The organism is Oleiphilus sp. HI0043 (assembly GCF_001634935.1).
The window spans coordinates 1-741 of sequence record NZ_LWEY01001122.1; the positions used below are offsets into that span (position 1 = coordinate 1).

Below are 741 nucleotides of genomic sequence, written 5' to 3' on the forward strand. Positions count from 1 at the left end.
GTCAAGATCTGCTACACCTTGATCAAAATCTAAAGTCAGATTATCACTAGCAGGTAAACTGTTAGCGATAAGCGTGTTATTAAGGCTTAGGGAAGTCCTGGCCGTATCTGCAATAGCGGGTGACTCATCAGATTGATAATTCACCTCAAACCATGCTTTTAAATCTTTACTCCCGTCAAAATCAGTCAACACTGAACAAGCACTACCACTTGGTTGAGTTTGACCGACAGCGGTTAATGTCATCGATTTAGAATTACCACAAACAAAAGAGGCCGGGTTGGTGGCAACAAATCCGTAAGCACTAAAGTTTGTACCCGGCGTTGCGGTAGAGCTTACACTCTCTGCAGTATCTTCGGCGGTCACGACCACACCATCAACCGCCCTCTCATGGAATAAAAAGACCGTTGCTGCACCGCTTTCAGAGCCATCCAGAGTGAGACCCGATATGGAGGAACCACCGCTAGCAGCATCATAAAACTCGCTATTTGAATCATCATTGGTACTTAAACCAATCGTACCAACATAGTCAGTTTTATCAGTAACACCATCCGCACATACAGCTTGAATACTCACTTCAGCTCTGGAACTCGGGCAGGCTAACCCATAGTCAGGCTGAGTAATCGAAAAACTACCTAAAGAACACGAGCTACAAGCATGAGAGTCCCCCATAGCCGTTCCAATTTCTGCTTCAGTCAGCACGCTATCGTAAACTTTAATCTCATCCAAACGGCCATAAGCTGA

Annotated in this window: 1 protein-coding gene; it reads right to left on the reverse strand. The window is 45.2% G+C overall.

The window, feature by feature from the left end:
* On the reverse strand, positions 1-741 hold a 741-nt coding region (locus A3729_RS33055; protein WP_197475834.1), incomplete at both ends, for a hypothetical protein.